Source organism: Thermoleptolyngbya oregonensis NK1-22, from assembly GCF_032705245.1.
Classification (GTDB): Bacteria; Cyanobacteriota; Cyanobacteriia; order Elainellales; family Elainellaceae; genus Thermoleptolyngbya; species Thermoleptolyngbya sichuanensis.
The window spans coordinates 336,584-358,281 of the sequence record NZ_CP053540.1 but is presented as its reverse complement, the minus strand read 5'-3'; the positions used below and the strand labels follow the sequence as shown (position 1 = coordinate 358,281).

General features: G+C 56.5%; 21 protein-coding genes. 13 read left to right on the top strand and 8 right to left on the bottom strand.

Going from position 1 to position 21,698, the window contains the following annotated elements; translation table 11 throughout:
- Positions 1 to 165: 165 nt before the first annotated feature.
- The gene (psaA, locus tag HNI00_RS01535; RefSeq protein WP_172353595.1) at positions 166 to 2,421 is read right to left on the bottom strand and encodes a photosystem I core protein PsaA; all 2,256 of its coding nucleotides are present in this window, start codon (positions 2,419 to 2,421) and stop codon (positions 166 to 168) included.
- Positions 2,422 to 2,572: 151 nt separating this feature from the next.
- On the opposite strand from psaA, the gene HNI00_RS01530 reads away from it, so the two are divergent.
- The 7 genes from HNI00_RS01530 to rsmA all read left to right on the top strand — a co-directional run bounded on the left by HNI00_RS01530 (position 2,573) and on the right by rsmA (position 9,689).
- Entirely contained in the window at positions 2,573 to 2,866 is a 294-nt protein-coding gene (locus tag HNI00_RS01530; RefSeq protein WP_316790065.1) for a hypothetical protein, read from the top strand.
- 488 nt (positions 2,867 to 3,354) lie between these two features.
- Positions 3,355 to 5,556, top strand: coding sequence for a hypothetical protein (locus HNI00_RS01525; protein ID WP_420156239.1), 2,202 nt, complete (start codon positions 3,355 to 3,357; stop codon positions 5,554 to 5,556).
- Between the two features lie 363 nt (positions 5,557 to 5,919).
- A complete protein-coding gene (locus HNI00_RS01520) occupies positions 5,920 to 6,195 on the top strand; it encodes an Asr1405/Asl0597 family protein (RefSeq protein ID WP_225910599.1) in 276 nt (91 codons plus the stop codon).
- A 7-nt stretch (positions 6,196 to 6,202) separates the two neighbouring features.
- A complete protein-coding gene (locus HNI00_RS01515) occupies positions 6,203 to 6,850 on the top strand; it encodes a (2Fe-2S) ferredoxin domain-containing protein (protein WP_316790060.1) in 648 nt (215 codons plus the stop codon).
- Between the two features lie 402 nt (positions 6,851 to 7,252).
- Positions 7,253 to 8,047 (top strand): hypothetical protein, encoded by a 795-nt coding sequence (locus HNI00_RS01510; RefSeq protein ID WP_316790058.1) that lies wholly within the window; start codon positions 7,253 to 7,255, stop codon positions 8,045 to 8,047.
- Positions 8,048 to 8,475: 428 nt separating this feature from the next.
- Positions 8,476 to 8,811: a hypothetical protein gene (locus tag HNI00_RS01505; protein WP_205370340.1), complete on the top strand. Its 336-nt coding sequence runs from the start codon at positions 8,476 to 8,478 to the stop codon at positions 8,809 to 8,811.
- Between the two features lie 50 nt (positions 8,812 to 8,861).
- Positions 8,862 to 9,689 (top strand): 16S rRNA (adenine(1518)-N(6)/adenine(1519)-N(6))-dimethyltransferase RsmA, encoded by an 828-nt coding sequence (rsmA, locus tag HNI00_RS01500; protein ID WP_316790055.1) that lies wholly within the window; start codon positions 8,862 to 8,864, stop codon positions 9,687 to 9,689.
- A gap of 343 nt (positions 9,690 to 10,032) precedes the next feature.
- On the opposite strand, the gene HNI00_RS01495 is transcribed toward rsmA, so the two are convergent.
- On the bottom strand, positions 10,033 to 10,476 hold the full coding sequence (locus HNI00_RS01495) for a hypothetical protein (protein WP_316790053.1): 444 nt from the start codon (positions 10,474 to 10,476) through the stop codon (positions 10,033 to 10,035).
- Positions 10,477 to 10,812: 336 nt separating this feature from the next.
- Here HNI00_RS01495 and HNI00_RS01490 point away from each other — a divergent pair, with 336 nt between their 5' ends.
- Positions 10,813 to 11,346 (top strand): peptidase C15, encoded by a 534-nt coding sequence (locus tag HNI00_RS01490; protein WP_316790051.1) that lies wholly within the window; start codon positions 10,813 to 10,815, stop codon positions 11,344 to 11,346.
- Positions 11,347 to 11,359: 13 nt separating this feature from the next.
- Positions 11,360 to 12,721, top strand: a complete 1,362-nt coding sequence (locus HNI00_RS01485) for a DUF3370 domain-containing protein (RefSeq protein ID WP_316790049.1) — start codon at positions 11,360 to 11,362, stop codon at positions 12,719 to 12,721.
- Positions 12,722 to 13,490: 769 nt separating this feature from the next.
- Here the strand turns inward: HNI00_RS01485 and HNI00_RS01480 are convergent.
- Complete coding sequence (locus HNI00_RS01480; protein ID WP_316790047.1) at positions 13,491 to 14,390, bottom strand: c-type heme family protein; 900 nt, start codon at positions 14,388 to 14,390, stop codon at positions 13,491 to 13,493.
- An 87-nt stretch (positions 14,391 to 14,477) separates the two neighbouring features.
- Between HNI00_RS01480 and HNI00_RS01475 the strand changes: the two genes are divergently transcribed.
- Positions 14,478 to 15,365, top strand: coding sequence for a phosphate/phosphite/phosphonate ABC transporter substrate-binding protein (locus tag HNI00_RS01475; protein WP_316790045.1), 888 nt, complete (start codon positions 14,478 to 14,480; stop codon positions 15,363 to 15,365).
- A 43-nt stretch (positions 15,366 to 15,408) separates the two neighbouring features.
- Here the strand turns inward: HNI00_RS01475 and HNI00_RS01470 are convergent, their stop codons facing one another.
- The 4 genes from HNI00_RS01470 to HNI00_RS01455 all read right to left on the bottom strand — a co-directional run bounded on the left by HNI00_RS01470 (position 15,409) and on the right by HNI00_RS01455 (position 19,141).
- Positions 15,409 to 16,290 (bottom strand): SMP-30/gluconolactonase/LRE family protein, encoded by an 882-nt coding sequence (locus HNI00_RS01470; RefSeq protein WP_316790043.1) that lies wholly within the window; start codon positions 16,288 to 16,290, stop codon positions 15,409 to 15,411.
- Positions 16,291 to 16,478: 188 nt separating this feature from the next.
- Positions 16,479 to 17,288, bottom strand: a complete 810-nt coding sequence (locus HNI00_RS01465; protein ID WP_316790039.1) for a glucose 1-dehydrogenase — start codon at positions 17,286 to 17,288, stop codon at positions 16,479 to 16,481.
- A gap of 285 nt (positions 17,289 to 17,573) precedes the next feature.
- Positions 17,574 to 18,812 carry an MFS transporter gene (locus HNI00_RS01460; RefSeq protein ID WP_420156238.1) on the bottom strand — a complete coding sequence of 413 codons (1,239 nt, stop codon included), beginning with the start codon at positions 18,810 to 18,812 and terminating at the stop codon, positions 17,574 to 17,576.
- Positions 18,813 to 18,946: 134 nt separating this feature from the next.
- Positions 18,947 to 19,141 carry a hypothetical protein gene (locus tag HNI00_RS01455; RefSeq protein ID WP_172353581.1) on the bottom strand — a complete coding sequence of 65 codons (195 nt, stop codon included), beginning with the start codon at positions 19,139 to 19,141 and terminating at the stop codon, positions 18,947 to 18,949.
- A 713-nt stretch (positions 19,142 to 19,854) separates the two neighbouring features.
- Here HNI00_RS01455 and HNI00_RS01450 point away from each other — a divergent pair.
- The 3 genes from HNI00_RS01450 to HNI00_RS01440 all read left to right on the top strand — a co-directional run bounded on the left by HNI00_RS01450 (position 19,855) and on the right by HNI00_RS01440 (position 21,144).
- The gene (locus HNI00_RS01450; RefSeq protein WP_316787420.1) at positions 19,855 to 20,151 is read left to right on the top strand and encodes a hypothetical protein; all 297 of its coding nucleotides are present in this window, start codon (positions 19,855 to 19,857) and stop codon (positions 20,149 to 20,151) included.
- A 371-nt stretch (positions 20,152 to 20,522) separates the two neighbouring features.
- Complete coding sequence (locus HNI00_RS01445) at positions 20,523 to 20,768, top strand: AbrB/MazE/SpoVT family DNA-binding domain-containing protein (RefSeq protein WP_316790034.1); 246 nt, start codon at positions 20,523 to 20,525, stop codon at positions 20,766 to 20,768.
- Complete coding sequence (locus tag HNI00_RS01440) at positions 20,755 to 21,144, top strand: PIN domain-containing protein (protein WP_316790032.1); 390 nt, start codon at positions 20,755 to 20,757, stop codon at positions 21,142 to 21,144. The genes HNI00_RS01445 and HNI00_RS01440 overlap by 14 nt, the downstream gene beginning before the upstream one ends.
- Positions 21,145 to 21,385: 241 nt before the next feature.
- Here HNI00_RS01440 and HNI00_RS01435 read toward each other — a convergent pair whose 3' ends face one another.
- On the bottom strand, positions 21,386 to 21,526 hold the full coding sequence (locus HNI00_RS01435) for a hypothetical protein (RefSeq protein WP_316790030.1): 141 nt from the start codon (positions 21,524 to 21,526) through the stop codon (positions 21,386 to 21,388).
- Positions 21,527 to 21,698 lie beyond the last annotated feature (172 nt).

The following is a 21,698-nucleotide window of genomic DNA, read 5'->3' as shown; positions in this document are numbered from 1 at the left end:
GCTATTTAGCCTCCAGTCTACCCGACTCAAGCGGTAGAACCTTGGGCACTTCGCTACAGAACCACATCAGATTTCATTGGAGAAATCAATGTAATCAATTGCTCAGTGCCCAACATTCACCGTCCTTGTCTAGCAGTCCAGAGAAGTCAGCACCTTAGGGAGTGCCTAGCCAACAGCAATAATTCGAGCCAGGAAGAAGGCCCAAGTCGTCGCGATACCCCCAAGGAGGTAGTGAGCCACCCCAACCGCACGACCCTGAATGATGCTCAGAGCGCGAGGCTGGATCGCCGGAGCAACCCGAAGCTTGCTGTGGGCCCAAACGATGGATTCGATCAGTTCTTGCCAGTAGCCGCGACCGCTGAACAAGAACATCAGGCTAAACGCCCAGATAAAGTGGGCACCCAGGAAGATCAGACCATAAGCCGACAGAGCCGAGCCGTAGGAGCCGATGACCTGAGAGGCTTGTGCCCAGAGGAAGTCGCGCAGCCAGCCGTTGATGGTAATGGCGCTCTGAGCAAAGTTGCCGTTCGTAATGTGCGTTACCGAGCCGTCTGGCGCGACTGTGCCCCATACATCCGACTGCATCTTCCAACTGAAGTGGAAAATCACAATCGACAGGGAGTTGTACATCCAGAACAGACCCAAAAACACATGATCCCAACCCGACACTTGGCAGGTGCCACCCCGTCCGGGGCCGTCGCAAGGGAAGCGGAAGCCCAAGTTGGCTTTGTCAGGAATCAGACGAGAACTGCGAGAGAAGAGAACACCCTTCAGCAGGATCAGCACCGTCACGTGGATGGTGAAGGCGTGAATGTGGTGAACCATGAAGTCTGCCGTGCCCAGAGCGATCGGCATCATGGCAACCTTGCCACCCACGGCAACCAGATCGCCACCAAAGGCGAGGCTGGCGGGGCCGATGGCATTGGGCGCAGTCGCTCCAGGAGCGGCCGTGTGCAGACCCTGTACCCACTGTGCGAATACGGGCTGGAGCTTAATCGCCGTGTCCGAGAACATGTCTTGGGGACGGCCTAGCGCTCTCATTGTGTCGTTGTGAATGTAGAGTCCGAAGCTATGGAAGCCCAGGAAAATACAGACCCAGTTCAGGTGAGAGATGATGGCATCGCGATGGCGCAACACCCGATCCAGCAGGTTATTGACGTTTTGAGCAGGGTCATAGTCACGGACGAAGAAGATCGCTGCGTGAGCGCCTGCACCCACCACCAAGAACCCGCCAATCCACATGTGATGCGTGAACAGCGAAAGCTGGGTTGGATAGTCGGTCGCCAAGTAGGGATAGGGCGGCATCGCGTACATGTGCTGCGCCACGATGATGGAAAGCGACCCCATCATGGCCAAGTTGATGGCCAACTGAGCGTGCCAGGAGGTCGTGAGGATCTCATACAGACCTTTGTGACCTTCACCCGTGAAGGGCCCTTTGTGACCCTCCAGGATTTCCTTCATGCTGTGACCGATGCCCCAGTTGGTGCGGTACATATGACCCGCGATGATGAACAGAACGGCGATCGCCAGGTGATGGTGAGCCGTATCGCTGAGCCACAGACCACCCGTCACCGGGTTCAGCCCGCCTTTGAACGTGAGGAAATCCGCATACTCGCCCCAGTTGAGGGTAAAGAAGGGAGTCAAGCCCTTCGAGAAGCTGGGATATAGATCCGCCATCAGGCTGGAGTTCAGGATGAACTCGTGCGGCAGCGGGATATCCTTCACAGCTACGCCCGAATCGAGCAACTGGTTAATCGGCAGAGACACATGGATTTGGTGGCCAGCCCAACCCAGAGAACCCAGACCCAGCAGACCAGCCAGGTGGTGGTTCATCATGGATTCCACGTTTTGGAACCACTCCAGTTTGGGAGCGGCCTTGTGGTAGTGGAACCAGCCTGCAAACAGCATTAGACCCGCCATCACTAGCGCACCAATGGCGGTGCAGTAGAGCTGGAAGCTGTTGGTAAAACCGGAGGCGCGCCACAGTTGGAACAGTCCAGAGGTGATCTGGATGCCCTGGAAGCCGCCGCCAACATCTGCATTCAAAATCTCTTGACCGACAATTGGCCAAACCACCTGGGCACTGGGCTTGATGCCTGTGGGGTTGGTTAGCCAAGCTTCATAGTTTGAAAACTTAGCGCCGTGGAAATACATCCCGCTCAGCCAGATAAAGATCACCGCGAGGTGACCAAAGTGAGCGCTGAAGATTTTACGGGAGATATCCTCTAAGTCGCTGGTATGACTATCAAAATCGTGAGCGTCCGCATGAAGGTTCCAAATCCAAGTGGTGGTTTTGGGGCCCTTCGCCAACGTGCGGTCGAAGTGTCCCGGCTTGGCCCATAGCTCAAAAGAGGTAGGAACCGGGTCTTTGTCAACCGTCACCTTGACCTTCGCTTCTCGCTCCCGTGGGGTAGTTGTCATTAGAGACTCTCCTCTCTCTAGACAAGGAACGAAAATTAATCCAAACCCAGATGCCGCTTTCGCAGCAATCCTCCCCGCTCACCACCGATCGCCGATGATGATAGCCAGGCATATGAGACCTAGGGGGAGCGTGTAAACCGCTTTACGGCAAATGCTTTGGCAGCAAAGCTTTCAAGCAGTTGGGGAAGTGGGGGAGGAACGTCGCGATCGCCCCTGGCAAGGGCCAAAACAGCGACAGGACGTGACCTGGGTAGGTTTCTTAGAGATTATAGTGCTGTGTTTAGCCCAAGTTTCACGGCTATTAACAATAATTCAAGATGGGAAAACTTTGATTGATCCTGCGTTTCACGGACAGCAGGACGCAAAAGATGGCCCGTTTGTGGCCGAATATTTACAAATCGAAATGCTTAATCATAAACCAATCCTAAGCATAGAAAAGTCGTGAGGAAAGAGCGCGGAAGAATCTCAGAGTAGCGTGGGATACGATCGCCCAATTCCTCGACAGACCTAGCTTTTGTTTTTTGACGAGGCAGGTATAAGACACAAGAATTAATGCCATTAAAAATTCTCGATTTTGTCTTGATGCTGTTGTGGCTGGCGATCGCCCATCCCCACAGAAATTCTCGTGCAAGAGATAAGCGCAGCCCTATAGATCGTTTGCGTCTTTCTCATCTGCGGTTTTCCGGGGCGTTCGCTGTAGATGTGCGGGTTTTGATGTCCGAGGAGCGCGATAGGCGCTATGCCAGGCGCTGCATGAATCGCGTTGTTTGGCGTGCGAGGCAGAGCAGAATTTGCTCTGGGAGAGAGGGGAAGCGGTATAGTTCCCTATGGATAGACTCGATTCATTTTGTTTGCAGGGAACGTGCTAGCTCGCTGAAGCTGAACGCTGGCTAGCCTCCCTGGAATGGCGATCGCACAGGAGTGAGGCGCGTGGTGATGCAGCGGATACGGCAATGGGGCAAATGCCTGGTGATCTTGGGTTTGGTCACAATCTTAGGGTTGGGATCGGTCGCCTGTGGCGAAAAGCCTTCCCGTAAGGGCGATCGCCCTTCTACTAGTCTCAATAGTCCCCGTCCCAGCAGTATTTCCGAAGTGCCGCCGCCAGCCCTGCTGCAAGACCTACGCCCATTGCTAGAAAACTATCAGCCGCAGGTCAAAATCCTCAGCCCGCGCCCAGACGAGGTGCTGCAAGACGACAAAGTTTCCATCAAGGTGCAGGTCAACGACTTGCCCATCTTTAAAGACAAAACGCTGGGGCTGGGGCCACACGTCCATGTGATTTTGGACAACTCGCCCTATAAAGCGCTGTACGACACTGCCGAGCCGATTGTGTTTGAGGGGCTGGAACCGGGAACGCATACCGTGAGGGCGATCGCCTCTCGTCCCTGGCACGAACTCTTCAAAAACGACGGAGCCTTTGCCCAGGTTACGTTCCACGTTTATGCAAAAACGCCGGATAATCGACCCATCCGCAATCAACCCCTGCTTACCTACAGCCGTCCCGTCGGCAGCTACGGTGCAGAACCCGTGATGCTGGACTTTTTCCTGACCAATGTGCCGCTGCACATCATTGCCCAGTCCAGCGAAGACGACGACATTCCCGACTGGCGAATTCGCGCCACGGTCAACGGCGAGAGCTTCCTGATCGACCAGTGGCAGCCGATCTATCTGAAGGGGCTGAAACCCGGCAAAAACTGGGTGCAGTTAGAGCTTTTGAACGAAGACGGGGAACCGATTCCCAATGCGTTCAACAATACCGTCCGCGTCATCACCTATGAACCGGGCGGCACAGACACGTTAGCCAAGCTGGTGCGCGGCGACCTGACCCTGGACGAAGCCCGCGCCATCGTTGACCCCAACTACAAGCCTGCCCCGAAACCATTGCCCTCGCCCATTGTGAAGGAATCGCCCGCGCCAACGCCTGCGGTGCCCCCTGTTCAAGAATCGCCCGCGCCCGCGCCCGCGCCCATACCAGCGCCCGTACCAGCGCCCGCAAAACTGGCTCCTTCGCCTGTCCCTGCTCCAGAACTTGAACAACCCAAGGCCGCAGAACCCAAGGCGACCCCCCCAGAAGCGGTATCCCCTCGAAAATCAGGTTCCAGAGTGCCAGAGCCAGCGGTATCGCCCACTCCCAAGGCGATCGCCCCGGAGCCTTCGCCCAGCCCACGCCAATCGTCACCCGCTGTGGTCGAGCCAGTGCCGACCCCAGTGCCAACCCCAGTGCTAGCTCCCACACCAGCCGCCGAACCCAGCCCTGTGCCTGTCCGCCCAGCGCGATTCCCGCAGGGATCGCTTCGCGAATCGCCCAAAGCAAAGAAATCCCAGGAAACCGCGCCCGCATCACCGACACCCGTGGCTCCTCCAGCGGCGACCCCCAGCCCCCAGCCCAACCCGCCAGAGCCAGTGAAAGATTCAGTAAAAGATTCAGGGGAGCCAAAGCCGTCCGGTCGAGAGCCATCGGATTTGGAGCCATCTGGCAAAACGCCGGCCCCTACCTCCGCAAAAGTGCCGCCGCCGACTCGCGCTACTGAGTCAGCGCCTACAGTGACCCCAACGCCCAGAGTGTCCCCAGCGCCCGCCGTGCCGACTCCGGAGCCAAGCGTCATCCCAGAACCGTTGCCAAGTCCCCCTGCCCAGCCTGCTCCAACCCCGTCTGTGCTGCGCGAACTAGAAGAGCAGGTGCAGGAGCAAGTGCAGGAGTTGCCTGCGCCCAGCCCCACACCGCGCGTCAGCCGGCCCGCCCAGCCAAAACCCAAGAGCTACTTGGACAGCCTGCGCGATCGCCTGCGGGAGTTTCAGTCTTCAGCCAGCACCAAGGTTGAGGCGCTGCAAGAGTCGCTCCAGTCGGGCGCAAAAGATTTGCAAGAGTCGCTCCAGTCGGGTGTGAAAGAGTTGCAGGAGTCTGTTAAATCCAAACCTGCTAGCTCCAAGCCTGCTAAATCCAAACCTGCGGAGCCGCCCAGCGCCCGACCCAGCCCGCGACCAGAGTCGGTTAGCCCTACTGCACAGCCTGTGCCACTTTCGGAGCCAACTGCGCCGCCGGAGCCGGTTGATCTAGCGCCAGTAGAGCGATCGCCCCTGCCGGATTTGGTCGCCCCTGCCGCGCCAGAGCGCCTCCCCTTTGAAGAGGAGTAAGAGGAGTGAGGAATTTCTATCACACACTGACTCAGGATTTAGATCAATCTTGGAAGTAAGTTTTAATCCGGAAAATCGCTGAAACGACCGTTTGAATAGGCTTTCGGCCTTGTTCAGGTAGCTAATTCGACGGTTTGCTAATGAAAATAGTTTGCAAAAAGATCCAGTGAGCGTCTATCCTGGGAATAGGAGCTATTGACTTTTATTGTCAATAGAGTGCTGGCTATTGATGATAGAGCGCTGGTTACGGCGTGCTGCTGATAAAGCTCACAGATAAAGCTCACAGAGCGCTCTCTAGGCGTGCTTTAAGCACTCGTTGCCCTTCCTTCTGCAAATCTTCACTGACCTGCTGACGCTGGATTGATGAACCCGACCTCCCCCCTAACTGCCGAAACCACGGCCGATTCCGACGCTTCAAGACTGCCAGCGATCGCTATATCTCGGGGCGATCGCTGGCAAGTCTACCACCGCCTCCGAGATCTCGATATTCCGGCATACTGTTTTCCAGATGGGATGCTTCGGGCCGACGTTTCTACGCCCCTGGCCGCCCTCCAGGTGAGGAGCGTGATTTACCAAATCACTGCCTCTCGCAAAGATTTAGTTGAACTATTAGACCGCTGCTGGCGCGTCAAGGGGTAATTCACTTATGGGCCACAAAAGCGAAAAAACACCGTTTCAGATTGAAGGTCGATTTCTAGGACTGGTGGTAAAAGACGGCTACAAGATTAAGGGATTGCGCCTGTCTACAGCGGTTGGAGAACTATACATTAAGCTGTCCAAAGAAGCGCGGGCAAGCTGTCAGCGGGTGCTAGTGCCAGGTGAGTGGCTCCAGGTCAGCGGCTATCAGCAGTTGGACTATGGCGAGGGGATGGTCAAGTTTAAGGCAGACCATATTCGGGTTGCGTCGCCCAGCGCTGACTTGGCAGGTTTTGAGCGAGCAAGCCGTTGCTTAGAACAGGCTATCCCGGCCCGGCCTCCGGCGCAGACAGCGGCTCCCGCTCCCAGCGCTAGTGGCACGATTTTATTTTGTCAAAAGTCGGACTGCTGCAAGCGCGGCGGCTGGGCCGTCACTGAGGCAATTCAGCAAGCCTTGGGCGATCGCCAGCTTGAAGGGCAGGTCAAGCTGAAGGGGACGGGCTGCATGAAACAGTGCAAAGCCGGGCCAAACGTCATCATCAACAAAACGCGCTATAGCCGAATCCGTCCAGAAGACGTGCCGCAGATTATCGATCGCCACTTCCCGGCAGCCGCAGACGAACCAACTTCGGCGATCGCCGACCGTGGACAGTGTTAAGTCTCCATGCTTCCTGCGTTGCCAATCGCAAGCGCTATCGGGCTGAAGGAAGATCCCCAACAGCCCAAACTAGAGATTTTTGGGAATCGCAGAGCATTGCAGAGCATTGCTGAAATCTGGCGCTGCTCGATGGGTAGCCTCATTATCGGCCTCATGATCTGATGTTGAATAGATGGTTCAACCAGGCTCTCAGCGTCCTCTTATCTTTACTCTTATGGCGCTTTTAACCAGCCATCATTTGACTGTCATCCACTCCATCCATCATGAATAGCAGGCTGAATGCCTAAAGATCCTTGATAGGAACGCAAGCCAGAACGTAATGCTGATGGCTTTTGTTCACTCATGCAGATACTTTGCTTTAGCTGAGCTGCGTTGTGATGTTGATTTTGGAGATGACTTGAGATGAATACGCTAGAACACAAAAAGCTAGAAAGTCGAAATGTATGGATGGGCGCAGCCCTAGCGCTCGTTGCCGGATTGACCCTTGCCCCCAGCGCGATCGCCCTGCCTGAGTTCGGACTCGCCTCCTCCTCCGCTTCCTCGATCCTGGTTGCCCAAGCCCTGACCAGCACAACCGGAACCGTGATCGATGCCGACCCCCGTGAAGACACGGTTCGCCTGAGACTTTCGGATGGCAGCATCCGCATGTTTTCTCTGTCTGCCCAGGAACAGCGTCAGCTTGGGCTAGAGCGGGGTGCCGACGTGATGCTGACAATGAGCGGCAACCGCATCATCACCATGACTCGCCTGATTTCTTCTTCCCCGGAGACAAGCACTACTGCGACCGTTGTGGATGCTGACCCCCGTGAAGACACCGTGCGGCTGAGACTGGCAGACGGCAGCATCCGCATGTTCTCGCTGGCGGCCCAAAAGCAAGGTCAGTTGGGACTGGCCCCCGGTGCAGAAGTGATGTTGACGATGAGTGGCGATCGCATTGTCACCATGATGCGGATGGTTTCGGTGCAGCCCTTAGAACAAGTTGAGGCCACGATCGTCGAGCTAACCCCCCGTCTCGATCGCATCCGAGTCCGTCTGGCCGATGGCTCGATTCGTCTGCTGTCCCTTTCGGTTCAGGATCAGGCTCGTTTGGGGCTGCGGAATGGCTCGGCCGTGACCTTGACCACTCGCGGCAACCGGATTGAGACGATGACTTCCAATAACCAGGTTGCAACCGTAACTGACCCAGGTCAGTCCTGAGGATTTGCCCTCAGTGTTTCTACTCCGACGGTACGGTAGCGGACGACTGGGACGTAAAACATTCAGGAGAAACTCCCAGGAGGAACTCCCGAAAAACTCTCCAAGTTTCGCTTAGTCTCGGTTTCTATCCGATTCACAGCAGCATTATGGATCAAGAGCTTTGATCCCTTGATCTCTGGAATAGCCTCTGGAATAGCCCGTGATAGATTGTTTGCTTGACTTCCGCAAATCGTTGTACAGCCTCTCTGTGCAGCGATTTTTTCATGCCGTATTGTAGGGCAAATCTCTCCAACTCTAATCCTCTAATCTTTAACCCTGATCCAATTCTTTTCTTCTTGCCTTTCAGGAAGTAGATTGGCGCAACATACTACAGGTGTATTACGATAGGGCCAGTTCTTTTAGGAGGCTTTACAAGGAGGCCCTAGACAATGCAAACCCTGAACCGCACATCGACCACAGAAATGGAAGTGACCAGCATCCGGCTAGAGCGATCGCTCAAGGAGCGGCTCAAAGAAATTGCCGGAAGCCAGGGCTATCAGGCGTTGATTCGGGAGGTGCTGTGGCGCTATGTGCAGCAAAAAAGCGGTGAGGCCCCATCCCTCCTGTCGCGGGACGAGATTCAATCCAGCGTCGCGGCGATCGCCCATCAAGAAACCCACTGCGCCCTCACAGGCACCTTGATCAAGCCCCGCCAACAAATGCTATTGGGGCTGACGCTTCAGGGAGACATGGTGCCCCTCAGTGTGGGAAGCTTGGACTCTTAGCCAAGACGATGGGCTAAGAATCTGGGCAAATATTTTATCGACGGCTGCCGATGGCTCCTCGCACGCGAAAACAATTTGGGCAACACTGGCTCCGCAGCGATCGCACGCTTCAGCAAATTGTGGACGCTGCCAGCCTATCAGAGGGCGATCGCGTCTTGGAAATTGGCCCCGGCACGGGCATTCTGACGCGCCGCCTCTTACCCCTGGCTGCTGCGGTGGTGGCGGTAGAAATCGACCGCGACCTGTGCAAGCTGCTGGCCAAGCAATTGGGGGAAACGCCCAATTTCCTGCTGCTGCAAGGAGATTTTCTGTCGCTGGATCTGGACGCGCTGCTGGCCAATTTTCCCCAGTTTCAGCAGCCCAACAAGGTCGTTGCCAATATTCCCTACAACATCACCGGGCCGATTTTGGAGCGACTGCTGGGTAGCATTGCCGCACCCAATCCGCGCCCGTTTGACTCGATTGTGCTGCTGCTGCAAAAGGAAGTGGGCGATCGCCTCTGCGCCAGCCCCAGCAGCAAAGTTTACGGCGCGTTGTCGGTGCGGGTGCAGTATCTTGCCCAGTGCGATCGCATCTGCCACGTCCCCGCCAGCGCCTTTCAGCCGCCGCCTAAGGTTGATTCCGTCGTTGTGCGCCTGACCCCGCGCCCGTTTGCCCCCGCCGCCGCCGATCCCCACCGTCTGGATCGGCTGGTGAGGCTGGGCTTTGCCACCCGCCGCAAGATGCTCCGCAATACGCTGCAATCTGCGGTAGACAAGGAGGCGCTAGGGCTGCTGCTGGAGCAACTAGGGCTGAATCCCCAGGCCCGCGCCGAAGACCTGAGCGTGGCGGATTGGGTGGCAGTCAGCAACGGACTGGGGGTGTCGGCGGGGGAATGAGCAGCGGTTTGACAAAAAAATAGCCTGACGATTGGTCAGGCTGTGGGCAAGTATCTGTGAGCAAGTATCAATGTCTGGATAAGTTACGCAAGGTGCAACTTTGCCGATCCCCCTCACCCTGAATCCCTCTCGCAGAGCGGGAGAGGGACTTCTAGCCTCTCTTGCTCCCCTTCTCCCAACCTGGGAGAAGGGGTTGGGGGATGAGGGCAGCTTGAAATTTGCACATTACGTTGGTCTGGTCTAGACAGGTTGGTCTAGACAGGTTGAATGAAAATGAACGCTAGGGGCGATCGCCCCATGCATAAGCCCACTGGCAGATCTACTGGCAAGCCTACTGGCAAGCCTACTTGCGGCCTGCGGGTTCTGCGTCCAGATCTTCCACAGACAGGCGCTCTAGGGCGATCGCCGGAACGACGATGGCAAAGGGCTTTTCTTCGATAAAGCTTTCTTCAGCAACCGCTTCAGCCGCCGCATCGGGCGCGACCACGGGCTGGAGCTTGCGGGCGCGGTAGGCCTTGAGGGCAAAGGCTCCCCCTGCGAGGGCAGCAATCGCCGCAAGTCCGCCACCCAGCAGGCTCATCCGGTTCGCGCTGGGCGACTGGCTGAGGGTGTCAACGGGCGTAGAAGGGGTATCCGTCAGCGTGGTCGTGGAATTAAATTTGGCAAAACCGCAGGGCGACGCAGCCGCAGGCAGAGACAGGATGGCAGTGCCCGCCAGCGCTACGGCGGAAGCCGCCGACAGAGCAGACAGTTTCAGGCTACGGTTTAGGCTTGCATTCAAGCTCATGCTGTCCTCCAAGGGGGTTAAAGGCGTTTAGTATCGTAACCACACGGAAATTACAGACCAGTTTACGGAAGTTGAGAAATTTTGCAATTTATCTCTCAGCTTTTAATCATTTGGCGTTTGGCGCAATGCTGCTAGAAGCGTCCTGCCAGAAGCGTCCTGTCCGATGTAAATCCGATGTAAATCTGATGTAAAACGGATAGGGCGATCGCCCTTCCCCGGTTCTATGACTCGAAATGCTGGGACTCGAATGCTGGGACTCGAATTCTAGGACTCGAATGCTGGGACTCGAATTCTAGGACTCGAATGCTGGGACTCGAATGCTGGGACTCGAATGCTGTGACTCGAAAAATCCTGCTCACGTCGTTTACCACCTGGAAACCCGAACAGCCTTCCAACTCGTCGGATGATCTGTTGGCGGATCTGTTGCAGTGCGATTTGGACTTTCTGGACTCGCTGCATGTCCTGCGGCGGCTACCTGTTGACTTTGAGCAAGCACCCAAGCTGGCGATCGCCCACATCCAGCAAGTCCAGCCCGATTTGGTCGTCTGCTGCGGTATGGCAGAAACGCGCGATCGCCTGACGCTGGAGGTGCAGGCGGTACAGGGCGATTCGCAAAGCGACCCCCACGGGCATCGCATCCTCAAAACGTCCCTCGACCTGCCGCGCCTCGCCGCCGACCTGCCCCACACCGACCTCAGCTACGATGCCGGACGCTTCGTGTGCAACGCGCTCTACTTCTCCCTGCTGGAACACGCCCAGACCCCCCAGCGTCCCTGCCTGTTTGTCCACATTCCCGTCCTCACCCCCGCCAACCGCCTGCCCATTCTGCAAGACTTCTGCCAGGTTCTCCATCGCCTGATTCACCTCTAGTCCCGACGAAGCTGTGCTATTTTTTCCCCTACTACTTACGCCTCCAGTCCTCGCCCAAGCGCCCGCCCCCACGCCCCAGGAAATCGTCGTGCCACGGGAGGTGCGCCCTCTGCCGGGGCAGCTTGACGACACGCTCCAGTTCAACAGCAATAGCCCGGAACTGGTCGGCTCGGAGGGCATTTTGCTTTCAACCTTTCCGCCTGTGGGCAAGCAGCACCCCGCCGCCCATCTGAATGTGCCGCTGGCGGGGCGGTTTGATGTGTTTGCCCATCATGTGTTTCGGGCGGTGTCGCCGGATAATCTCACCAGCCTGTATTTGGGTATAGTGCTGCACAATCCAGGTTCCCAACCCGTGACGATTCAGGTGATGAGCGCTGCCAGCTACCTGAGCCAGCCCGATGCGCCGTTTATCACCCTGCCAGGATGGGTAGAAAATCCCGATGGCAGCGTGTTTGCCGGGCCGGGCAGCCGCGCCATGAGCGACGTACTGCGGGGGCGACGCAGCGAAGTTTTTCCCGATCGCCTGGTGATTCCGCCGGGGGGCTATCAACTGCTGCTGAATGCGCCGATCCCGGTGGCGACGCTCGACCCGCCGCTAAATGGGCGCTCGACTCTGGCGCGGCTGCGGAGTGATGGCCCGGTGTATGCTGCGAGTTTGGCCCTGTTTGCTCGCCGCGATGCCGATGGAAACGAGCAAGCGCCGACGCTGGAAGACTGGGTAAGCCTGCTGGAAACAGGAGATTTGGCAGTGCCGCGCGATCGCCCCCCCACTCCACCGGGCGAACCGGGCGCAGTCATCTACGGGCGAGTGGCAGGCGTGGCGCAGGGATCTCGCTGGACTGCGCGAATCACAGACGAACCCAACGGCCCCCACCTCAGCATTCCACCCGCAGGCATGGGCGTTTCGTACCCGTTGAGCAGCTTGGTGGCGGGGCGACTGGGCACGGGCCAAATCCAGACTGCGCCGCTGATCGTGCGCTACGACGACACCGCCTACGCCGCCCACGGCAACTACGCCGTAGAGTATGACCTGGCGCTGCCGCTGCATAACCCAACGGACCAATTGCAGCGGGTGGCGATCGCCCTGCAAACCCCCATCAAAGAAGACACCCTCAGCCAGAACGGGCTGCGCTTTTTTGACCCATTGCCAACGCAGACCTTCTTTCGCGGCACGGTGCGGGTGCGCTTTTTCGACAGCCGGGGGCTAAACCGCACGCGCTATGTGCATCTGGTGCATCGACGGGGCGATCGCAGCGCTCCCCTGGCCGTCCTTGACCTGCCGCCGGGGGGTCGTCGGTTTGTGCAGGTGACGTTCCTCTATCCCCCCGACGCAACCCCGCCGCAAGTGCTGACATTGCAAACTCTTAGGGATTAGTAAGAGCGAAATCAATACAAGACGTTAAGCTTTCCCCCAATGTTGATGCAATTCAGTAAAATTGAATACAGAAAGTAAGTTTGAAATAGCCATTCCGTTTCCCGAAATTGCTTGCCGGAACGTTGTATCTAATGGTGTACCCAAGCAGCCAGCGCGAATTGTCAGTCCGAATAGCTATCACGAACAGCTAGCACGAGCAGCCAGCGTTGTGTCCAGTTCTATGACTCATTCATAGATTCATAGAGCTTGGTTTTTATAGAGGCTGGTTACGCAGGGTGATTCCTTGGAATCGCTATCGCAACTGCCTAAGTTCTCGCATCGGGGAGCGATCGCGCTATCTGCGCTTGCCTACTTTCGCCACACCAGCTTTCTGCTGATCTCACAGGCGTTTCCCGCATTGTTCGCATCAACAGATTTTCAGAACTATTCAGAGAAAAATTAGGAGAGTGAAAATGCCTACCGATATTTCCACTGGTCTCGCCATCATTGCCATCGTCTGCCTTGCTTCGGCTGCCCTGTCGCCCGTGCTGATGTGGATTCTGCCCGATCGCACTCGCGTTGAAAAAGCATAGGCTTGATATGTTTGGTTTTCTTTGCTGATCCCCGGCTTCTATGGAGTCTGGGGATTCGTTTTTCTAGCGTTTCTAGGCGCTTGCTCGTAGGCGCATTCCAGTTCTGCAAGTTTGCCCTCATCCCCCAACCCCTTCTCCCAAAGCGGGAAAAGGGGAGCCGGGTTGGAAGCCCCTAATCCAAAATCGATATATCGTCCCTACTCCCGCTGTCCCAGCATTTCCATCGCCATGCTGAGACTCGTCTTCATGCGGTTAAACGCCGCCGCAAGTTTGCCAATTTCGTCATTGGATTTTTGCTGAAAATCGGCATCCATATTGCCCAGGCTGATTTCGTTGGCGACGGTCGCCATGCCTTTGATTGGGTTAATAACGGCCCGACGCAGCAGCCAGTTCAGCAGCGACATCACTAGCAAAAATGCGCCTGTAACAATGCCCATGAACAGCAGAAAGGCGCGGCGGGCGCTGTCGATTACGCCGCTAGCGGGGACAGAGATCATCTGTGCGCCGACGATTTCATTCAGTTGCCAGCCAAAGCCGTTTTCCCGTCCGTAGGTGGTGAGCTGACTCTTGGGCGCGGCTTCTGGGGTGCTGTGGCAGCGCAGACAGCTTTCTTTGGTGATGGCGATGGGTTTTGCTGTGTAGTAGAGCCGTCCCGCAGGCGACTGGCGATAGCCAGAGAGTTCTTTGAGATTGGCATTGCTGCGAAACTGCTCCACGATGGAGGCTTCAAAGGTGTCGGCTTTGTCGCGCAGGTTGGTGGGATTGAGCGTGGCTTCTTTGTAGAAAAAGTCGGTATATTCAGGGCTTTTTCGCAGGTTCTCAAACACTTCGCGGGCGGAATAACCTGGCACGGTCTGGGGCAAAAATTCCGCTTCCGTTTCCAGTCGGGGAGCCAGTTCTGGGTTGATCTGCTCGGAGGTATAGTCTCGGACAGCAAGCATGGTCTGCATCAGGATGTTGGCCTTGCCTACCACGGCTTGCTCGGCATCCCGGTTCAAAATGCGGGAAAAGGCTAGGCCGCTGAGGGCGATCGCCCCCAAAAACACCAGCAGCAGCAGCAAGTTAAACTTCCGGCTCAAGTTAAGGTTTTGCAACATTTGAAAAACCTGGAATCTGCCTATAATGCTTGATTCCAATGATATGGTTCGGATCGGGACATTCTGTTTTTTCGCCGGATTGCCTTAATGAATACCCTCTCTCGCCGCACGCTCCTGCGCCTGTCGAGTCGGGCAGTGCTAGCTCAAGGCATCCTTGGACTTCTTGCTGCCTGCAACCGTCGAGACAATTCCACTGCGACTCGGTTGGATAAGTTAACCGTTGGTGTGGTGGCCTACGGCGAAGGCGCAACATCCATCGACCAATACCAGCCGTTTCTGGATTATTTGCAGGCTCAGACCAAAATGCTGGCAGAACTGGAGCCAGCCTATAACGAAGTAAAAGCCGTTGAACAACTCCAGCGACAGGTCTGGTCTTTGGCCTTTGCGCCACCGGGTCTGGCGGCGATCGCCCTCTCCCGCGCCCAATACCTGCCACTGTTTCCGCTGGAGGGGGTGAACAACCTCAGTTCCGTCCTAGTAGTGCGCGACGACAGCCCGATTCAAGACCTCAGCGATGTGAATAAAAGAATTGTGGCGCTGGGGCAGCCGGGGTCTGCGACGGGCTACTACGTGCCGCTGTATGAACTCTATGGCACCACGCCCTCGGAAGTGCGGATCGCCTCCACCCCCGCCACCGTAATGGAGTGGTTGGCAAATCAGGAAGCCGACTTGGGCGCATTGGCCCGAGATGAGTTTGACCGACTGCGGCCACAGTTCAGCCCCGCAACCTTCCGAATTGTGCGAGCCAGCCGCCGCATCCCCTCCGGCTCCGTGCTGATCAGCCCCGCCGTCAACCGCAATCAGCAGGCAGTGATCCAAAAAGCCATGAGCGAGGTGCTGCCCACCCTTGCCCAGCAGGTCGGCTATATCCCCAATGCCGCGCCGCCCGATTACACCACGCTGATTGAATTCATCGAAAAGGTGAAGCCAATCGAGGCACACATCAACGAAAAGCCGGCCCGACTCTACGAATGAAGCAGCGTGAAGCAGCGAGTCAAGATGGATTGCAAGGACTGACCTATGCCCCCCCAAACCGATGGGCAGGCAGCCCTGTGGCATCCGTCCGCAAGCAGAACAAGTCGCCCGCATAAAAGCCCGCCTGAATTTCCGCCTGGCTTAGCCCCACCGATGCCGTCGTAATATAGAGATCCGTCAGCCCTGCCCCGCCAAAAATGGGACAGGTGGGACGCTGCACGGGCAGCGGGATGCGCTCCAATTCTCGACCCGCAGCATCACACTTCACCACACACCAGCCATCCCACAGCGCCGACCAGAGATTACCCTGGGTGTCGATCGCCAATCCATCGGGTTCTACGGGTTCATCGCCCAAATCCACCAGTACCCGGCGATCGCCAATCGTCCCCGTCGCCGCATCAAAGCGGTAGGCAAAAATCTTCCGCTGGGGCGAGTCCGTCAGATAAAAGGTATCGCCTGCTGGATTCCAGCCCAGTCCGTTAGAAATCGTCAAGCCCGTTTCCATTGTCTGCCAGGAGCCGTCTGGATCGTAGCGATACAGTGCGGCCTGCTGGGGTTCCGGGCTAATCGACCCAATCCAGAAGCGCCCCTGGGCATCGCATTTGCCGTCGTTGAAGCGCGTGCCAGGACAGTCAAACTCGGCGGTATACAGCGTTTTCTGCGTGCCCGACTGGGTATCCAGCAGCGCCAGCCGATTGCCAAGGGCCATCAAGATTTGCTGCTCCCCGGCCAGGGCGATCGCGCTGACCACATCGCCCACGTCAAAGAAGCGATCGCGCCCCGTCGCTGGGTCAAACTGATGCACCCGATGGTTGTAGACATCCACCCAGTAGAGCAACTGAGCATCCCAGTCCCAAAGCGGACACTCTCCCAGACGGGCGCGGGCGTTGAGGACGTTTTGAACGGCAGTTGCAGTTGGATTCATGGGGCGCTGATTGGGGATTTTGGATTTGGGATTTGGGATTGGCGGCGATGGGCGGAAGAGTTGGGCAGATCGGGCGCTTTGTTAGCCTTTGATTAACCTGATTACTGGATTAACCTGATTACCGGATTAACCTGATTACCGGATTAACCGGGTTTTCAGTGCCTTAGCGCCTCCGCCTTGGCTGCTCACTAAGCCGACCAGGCCTCGCGAAAATCGGCATATAGCGTCAAGCCACCGTCGATAAAGAGGGTTTGCCCAGTGATGTAGGCGGCTTCGTCCGAGGCCAAAAACGCCACGGCAGCGGCCATCTCGTCCGAGGTTCCGGCTCGACCCATTGGAATGTGGCTTTCCACCTGGGCACGTTTTTCTGCGTCTTCTGTCCAGGCGTTGTTGATGGGGGTAACGGTTGCGCCAGGGGCGATCGCATTCACCCGGATGCCCCGATCTGCGTACTCCAGCGCCAGGGTCTTGGTCATGTTTTCCATGCCGCCTTTGCTGATGGAGTAGGTGACGTAGAGGGGGCGGGGAATGATTTCATGGACGCTGGAAATGTTAATAATCACGCCAGACTGTCCCCGATCGAGCCAGTGCCGGATCGACTCTCGCGCACAGAGAAACGCGCCCCGCAGGTTTACGTTCAGGATGCGGTCAAAGTCTTCTGCGGTGACCTCGTGGGCGGGTTTCTCAGTTTGGATGCCTGCATTGTTGATGAGGATGTCGAGGCTGCCCAGCTTTTCTATCGTGGTGGCTATGATCTGGCGGATGTCATCTTCTTTGGACACGTCGCCCTGGATCAAGAGCGATCGCACGCCGCAGGCCGCCGCCCCATCACAGGCTTTCTGCATGGCTTGCTCCTGGGTGTCTTGGGCCGCGTCTGGGTTGCTGCGATAGTTAATTGCAACGTTGCACCCCTCCTGCGCCAGCCGAATGGCGATCGCCTGCCCAATGCCTGAAGAGGCTCCCGTCACCAGGGCCGTTTTTCCTTGTAATCCCTTCATAAAGCCTCGCTGTAAGTGGCGATGAGTAAATGGTGAAGGTGAAGCCGCGATCCACCCGCTTCACCATTAGACTCATTGAGTCGTGACTAACTTGCACTCCAAAAGCTCAATGCCTAACTGGCAATCCAAAATCGTAAATCTAAAATCGAAAATCCACACAGGGGGATGGGATCGTCGATTCACGGCCCGTTCCAATGGCGATGCGCTTGGGAAGCGCAGGCGCAACCCTGTCTCTGAAAACTTCATTAGCCTACCCTTTTCGGCGTGTGAGGGAGTGTGTGCTGGTTAACTTGGGGAATCTACGGCATAGATATCGTCCCCGCGACCCAGCGCAAATCGTAGCGAGTGGGGCGCATCCTTGGAGGACAGTGTGAGGAAGATGAGCAGGGCGATCGCCGTCAGCACCGCCGACCAGCCGAAAATTGCGCGAAAGCCCACCTGGTCGGACACTGCCCCCAGCAACGGCCCCGCCATCGCAATGCCGACATCAAACCCCACCATGCACAGGCTAAACATGCGACCCCGCTCGTTGGGCAATGCCCGATCGGCCATCAGTGCCGCCATCATGGGAATCAAGATACCCGCGCCGGCCCCTTCCAAAAAGCCGCCCAGCAAGAACTGCAACGTGCTGCTGGCCTGCCACAGCACCACCATCGAAAGGGTATACAGCACCAGGCTGAAGCTGATGAACGGGCCGCGTCCGTAGGAATCCGACGCTCGACCCACGGGCAGGCGAATCGTGAAGCTGGCGATCGCCGCTGCTGTGTACAATAGCCCTACATTAAACGTCACACCCGACTCGGCCACCAGCAGCGGCACAAACGTCGTCAGCGCCCCAAACGATAGCCCCACCAGCAGCAGCACCAGCGCAGGCGTTCGCACCGCAGGATGAGCAAGCTGCAACCAGAAATTTTCGCGGCGATGGCGTTGAGTCGTTGGGTGCTTTTCAATACGCGGCTCCCGAATCGGCAGCAACAGCGCCAATCCCAGCAGACCCAGCGCTGCCGATGCCAAAAACGTCGCCTGATAGCCCCAGGCAGCTTGCAAAAAACCGCCCATAGCTGGGCCCAGCCCCATGCCAATCGGGTTCACCAGGCTCATGTAGCCAATTAGCTCGCCGCGATGTTGGGGAGGAGACAGATCCACCACCAGCGCACTGTAGGCCAGCGCAAAGGCGGCAATGCTCAGCCCGTGAAAGGCCCGCACCGCCGCCAGTTGCACCATCGACTCGGCAAAAATGTAGATTAATGGGGCGATCGCCACCACGGCCATGCCCAGCAGCAGCGTAATCTTGCGTCCCCGCTCATCGGCAAGCCGCGCCAACTGCGGCCGCGAGCCCAATAGCCCGATGGCAAAACAGCCCATCACCAGCCCCACCATCTGCCCCGTTGCCCCAGACGACTGCACGTATAGCGGCAGAATTGGCAGCAGCGATGCCAGCGATGCCCAGAAGAGTAAACCCGCAACAAACAGCGACCCCAAGTTCCGCCGATCGGACGGGCAAAGCATCGAGAAAACTTTCAAATCGAAACCCCCTCAGCAATGGTGGCTCAGCCCCGATACAGCAGCCTTTCCTCTTCATCATAAGGCTACAATTCTTTAGACCTGGCACATCGCTGAGGTAGCGGTCTCGTATTGGGAACCACAAGTCAGAAGGATTAAACCGAAATCGGCGCAGAAAGCTGGCGGATGCAGCCATCGCCAATCGCATCTTCTAGCAATGACAGCAACATGCGATCGCGCTGCGACAGGCTTCCTGAGGCAACCAAGTCGGCAATTCGAGCCTGCATTGCGGGCGACAACTCGCCAAACTCAAGCGCTGTGCGAACGCAAAACTCTAAGTCGTTTGTCACAGGTACACTCCAGTCCAACATGGCTGCACGGTCTTCAAGAAAACATAAAAGATGGGCGATCGCCCTCCGTAGTTTCCAATGGGTTACGCCCTCAAGGGACTGCGGAATTCCCCTACGTAAATTAACGGAACCCAGAGTAAATAGAGCATGAATAGGACAACTGCTAACGCATCCAATCCGCAAGATCAATGAGCGACTCCGTTTCTACACTTAATCTTCAATGAAGTCCGGGGTTCGATCAAGGGGGCATGACCCTATTTTCACGGAGATGTGACTCCCGAAGCGGCTAGCTAGCGGCCCATTAGGGGGCGGATTGGGGGGCAAATCGGGGGGCGGCAGCGGTCGAAGTCTAGGTGGCGAGTTGGCGGGGCGATCGCCCTTCCCAGACCTCCCGGATATTCTTACCCCAAAAATCGTGCTGAACAGATGTGCTAAGAAACAGGGCGATAATGCTTGGCGATCGCCCGTCCTATGCTGTAATATATTGCGCCATAGCTGTCGTGCGAGCAGCTTGTTTCCCCCGAAATTTTGGTCGTTTAGTCACCTACGGCATTGGCAGGTGTTCTCAGCACCCACCAACGCCTGACCCCAAGACAGTACGGGCTGTCTCAGGGCTGCGTCCATTGTAGGCCGCCCTGTCCCAGCGCTTCACGTCCGTGGGCGGCCAACATTTCGGGGTTTCCTACCCACTCGTTTCCAGGAGGAAACCCCAAATGCTGAAAATTCAATATACCTGGTCGTCCCCAATCTCGGAGGCGACCCAGTTTTCGCTGCCCCCGCTCACCTGCGAACTGCCCCACCGTCGCCGCCTGCGCCACTGCATCATCGGCCTCCCCGAAGACGCACAGATGGCGATTGACCGTCTGCACCTGCTCCGCTACGCCGAACGCTTCGAGTGGACGAACGCCCTGGATTTCCCACCCCACGGCATCGTCCTCGACGGTCGCCCCGGCGAAGTGCTGCGCTACCTCCACCGCGACATCCGCAGCAACCCTGGCGCAACCGAGTAAGAACCGATAAGGGCGATTTTGGGTTTTGGATTTTAGCAGGGCATCCCCTCAATCCAAAATCCAAAATCCCCACTCCAAAATCTAGGATCTCGCAGCCTCATTATCTAAAGCCTTTGTGAACCCATCTGCCTAACTCCCCAAAACAGAGGTAGGCTAGCAAAAAAAATACGCAAAAAAGAGGCAGAACGTCAGCTTGAACTGAAAAGACAACAAGAATGAGAGCAGAAACGGCAAGAAAATTTCGGAGTTTGCTTCTCTTGCAAGAAGACTTATAGACTGTGGCGGATAAACACTTCAGTCGATGGCTTATAGAAGCTAGGTTCCTCACCAGTTAAAATTTTGATATAAGCCAACTTGTCGCCGCCATAACTATGCTCTGTACAACAGTCACCGATACTGGACAAATCACCCTACCTGAAGAAATTCGACAGCATCTCAAGCTCGTGAGTGGTAGCCGAGTCGAGTTTGTGATTGACGAAGACGGTCAAGTTAAAATCTTTCCCCTCAATGTTGCTATAGAAGACTTATCTGGAGTTCTCTACCGACCCAGCATTCAAGCAGCCTCTCTTGAGGATATGGAAGCAGCCATCTTCGAGGGCGCAAATGATTGGGCTTGATACCAACATCCTCGTTCGATACCTTACCAGAGATGATGAGCAACAATGGAAACAAACTGTTACATTTATTCAACAGAACCAACCTTGCTTTATTACCAATATCGTTCTGTGTGAGCTAGTTTGGGTGCTCCGAGGGACAAACTACGGCTTCCACAAAAGCGAAATCATTAGCGTTCTAGAGGCTATGTTACACAGCGCAGCTTTCGAGTTTGAAAATCGTTCGACGGTTGACCAAGCTCTACAGCGGTACAAGCAGGGCAAGGCTGATTTTTCTGATTACTTGATTGGGGCGGTATCTCGACAGGCGGGTTGCACAGAAACCGTAAGCTTCGATGGTAAATTGAAAGGTGAACGGGGATTTCAGTACCTAGAGTAGTATCGCCAGCTAAAACACTGCGCGGCAGCGGAAGGACAAAGCTACGGGTGTGGCTCTCAAAGTTATCTGCCGCCGCTGCACTTCACTGTTAGCCCTCAGCGCCTTGGTTCTGTCAGCTTTCGGGTGAGTGGGCGATTCGCCCCCCAGTTGCGAAGGTTTAGTTCTCCGAGATCTGGGTCAAGCCGAGCACTGCCAACGGCTTTCGGGGCAGCCGCAGATGTTGAGCAGCGATAGATTTCGGTCAGTGTGCAACGTCCCAAAAGGTATCCGGGGGGCGATCGCCCAAAGATGTCGGTGTTGGGAAATGAGGGCGATCGCCCAAAGGTACGGGTGCAAGGAGATGAAGGGCGATCGCCCAGAAGTGTCGGTGTTGGGATTGCAATTGTCAGAGGGGCAATCCCCCAGGTTTTATGCAGTGCTACGAAGCTGCTGCTCTGTAGCAAATGGTCTTTTTTGGGTTAGGAAGGTGGGATTAGGCGATAAACGTGGCGAAAGAGTGGGAGCGATCGCCCCAAACCCGCTATTTTTAATGAAGGGCTTTCCGGCTCTCACTC

What these genes read in the sequence shown, in the direction of transcription:
- psaA (WP_172353595.1), bottom strand. Translation starts at nt 2,421, where the DNA reads ATGACAACTACCCCACGGGAGCGAGAAGCGAAGGTCAAGGTGACGGTT.
- HNI00_RS01530 (WP_316790065.1), top strand. Translation starts at nt 2,573, where the DNA reads ATGCTTTGGCAGCAAAGCTTTCAAGCAGTTGGGGAAGTGGGGGAGGAA.
- HNI00_RS01520 (WP_225910599.1), top strand. Translation starts at nt 5,920, where the DNA reads ATGAACCCGACCTCCCCCCTAACTGCCGAAACCACGGCCGATTCCGAC.
- HNI00_RS01515 (WP_316790060.1), top strand. Translation starts at nt 6,203, where the DNA reads ATGGGCCACAAAAGCGAAAAAACACCGTTTCAGATTGAAGGTCGATTT.
- HNI00_RS01510 (WP_316790058.1), top strand. Translation starts at nt 7,253, where the DNA reads ATGAATACGCTAGAACACAAAAAGCTAGAAAGTCGAAATGTATGGATG.
- HNI00_RS01505 (WP_205370340.1), top strand. Translation starts at nt 8,476, where the DNA reads ATGCAAACCCTGAACCGCACATCGACCACAGAAATGGAAGTGACCAGC.
- rsmA (WP_316790055.1), top strand. Translation starts at nt 8,862, where the DNA reads ATGGCTCCTCGCACGCGAAAACAATTTGGGCAACACTGGCTCCGCAGC.
- HNI00_RS01495 (WP_316790053.1), bottom strand. Translation starts at nt 10,476, where the DNA reads ATGAGCTTGAATGCAAGCCTAAACCGTAGCCTGAAACTGTCTGCTCTG.
- HNI00_RS01480 (WP_316790047.1), bottom strand. Translation starts at nt 14,390, where the DNA reads ATGTTGCAAAACCTTAACTTGAGCCGGAAGTTTAACTTGCTGCTGCTG.
- HNI00_RS01475 (WP_316790045.1), top strand. Translation starts at nt 14,478, where the DNA reads ATGAATACCCTCTCTCGCCGCACGCTCCTGCGCCTGTCGAGTCGGGCA.
- HNI00_RS01470 (WP_316790043.1), bottom strand. Translation starts at nt 16,290, where the DNA reads ATGAATCCAACTGCAACTGCCGTTCAAAACGTCCTCAACGCCCGCGCC.
- HNI00_RS01465 (WP_316790039.1), bottom strand. Translation starts at nt 17,288, where the DNA reads ATGAAGGGATTACAAGGAAAAACGGCCCTGGTGACGGGAGCCTCTTCA.
- HNI00_RS01450 (WP_316787420.1), top strand. Translation starts at nt 19,855, where the DNA reads ATGCTGAAAATTCAATATACCTGGTCGTCCCCAATCTCGGAGGCGACC.
- HNI00_RS01445 (WP_316790034.1), top strand. Translation starts at nt 20,523, where the DNA reads ATGCTCTGTACAACAGTCACCGATACTGGACAAATCACCCTACCTGAA.
- HNI00_RS01440 (WP_316790032.1), top strand. Translation starts at nt 20,755, where the DNA reads ATGATTGGGCTTGATACCAACATCCTCGTTCGATACCTTACCAGAGAT.